This window comes from Kitasatospora sp. NPDC032150 (genome assembly GCF_055579945.1).
In genome coordinates this window covers 1-1515 of record NZ_JBVIMH010000108.1, presented here as the reverse complement: position 1 = coordinate 1515, position 1515 = coordinate 1, and the positions used below count along the sequence as shown (strand labels likewise).

The 1515-nt window shown below is 67.0% G+C and carries 2 protein-coding genes; both read left to right on the top strand.

Features of this window, described 5'->3' with window-relative positions; genetic code table 11:
* Positions 1 to 77: 77 nt before the first annotated feature.
* Positions 78 to 455 (top strand): transposase, encoded by a 378-nt coding sequence (locus ACZ5ON_RS36025; RefSeq protein ID WP_072655939.1) that lies wholly within the window; start codon positions 78 to 80, stop codon positions 453 to 455.
* On the top strand, positions 452 to 1480 hold the full coding sequence (locus tag ACZ5ON_RS36020; RefSeq protein ID WP_167395897.1) for an IS3 family transposase: 1029 nt from the start codon (positions 452 to 454) through the stop codon (positions 1478 to 1480). Before ACZ5ON_RS36025 ends, ACZ5ON_RS36020 begins: the two co-directional genes overlap by 4 nt.
* Positions 1481 to 1515 lie beyond the last annotated feature (35 nt).

The window sequence follows — 1515 nt, the reverse complement described above, 5'->3', positions numbered from 1 at the left end:
CCCTCTCTGACAGTCTCGACTGAGACGCCCGGAATGTCGGGTTAGTCTGGATGGGCGAGACAGGAGATCCCTTCAGCATGGCCAGCACCACCAATCCCGACCCGGCGCCGAAGCCGAAGCGGCGGACGTTCTCGCCAGAGTACAAACTGCGGATCGTCGCCGAGTACGACGCCGCGCCCACCGGCGAGAAGGGCGCGATCCTGCGCCGCGAGCGGCTGTACCACTCACACATCATCGAGTGGCGCCAGGCCCGCGACGCCGGGGCGACGGTCACGCTGACCGACAAGCGGACCTCGCCCGCTCGCCCGAAGAAGGCCGCCGAACAGGCCGAGCTGGAACGGCTGCGCAAGAAGGTCGCCCGCCTGGAACAGGACGTCGCCAAGCGCGACGCAGCCCTGGCTGTTCTGGGAAAAGCACATGCGCTCTTGGAGATGCTCTCCGAGAGCGCGGACTGAACCGCGCCCTCGCGCCGGTCCTGGACGAGGCGTTCGCGGGCCTGGAACCCGAACTCGGCACCACCTCGGCATGCCGCCTGATCGGACGCTCGCGGGCTACCCACTACCGCAGGCTGAAACCGTCCCGGGCCGCCGAGCGCAAGCCACGACCGTCCCCGCCCTCCGCGCTGAGCCCGTCCGAACGGGCGGCGGTGCTGGACCTGCTGAACCGGCCCGAGTACGTCGACCTGCCGCCCGCCCAGGTCTGGGCGCGGGAGCTGGACGCCGGCACCTACTGGTGCTCCGAGCGCACCATGTACCGCATCCTCAACGCCGCCGGGCAATCCGGAGAACGCCGCAGGCAGGCCACCCATCCCGCCAAGACCGTGCCCCAGCTGCTGGCCACTGCCCCCTGCCAGGTCCTGACCTGGGACATCACCAAGCTTCGCGGCCCCAACAAGGGCGAGTGGTACCACCTTTACGCGATCATCGACATCTACAGCCGCTACATCTGCGGCTGGACCGTCGAGGCCGCCGAGGACTCCCACCGCGCCGAGGAGCTGATCCGCGAGACCATCGAACGCAACGGCATCGTGCCGGAGACCGTGCACGCCGACCGGGGCACCTCGATGACCTCCAAGGCCGTCTCCCAGCTGCTGATCGACCTCGGTGTGACCCGAAGCCACTCCCGGCCGAAGGTCTCCAACGACAACCCGTACAGTGAAAGCCAGTTCAAGACCATCAAGTACTCCACCGACTTCCCGGAATACTTCAACTCCCTTACCCACGCCCGCGAATGGTGCGAGGGCTTCTTCACTTACTACAACCACGAACACCGGCACTCGGGCATCGGCCTGCACACCCCCGCCTCCGTGCACTTCGGCACCGCCGATCTGGTCCGCGAGCAGCGAGCCGTCACCCTCACCGAGGCCTACGCACGCCACCCCGAACGCTTCGCCCGACGCCCGAAGCCGCCCGAGATACCCCAGAAGGTCTGGATCAACCAGCCCAAGCCGGAGACAGTGCCCGCACAACAGTCCATATAGTGTCAAACCGTCTCATTTGACTTGACAACTTCCGA

Bases quoted from the DNA above. Each gene is read 5' to 3' on its own strand.
- ACZ5ON_RS36025 (WP_072655939.1), top strand. From the start codon at position 78: ATGGCCAGCACCACCAATCCCGACCCGGCGCCGAAGCCGAAGCGGCGG.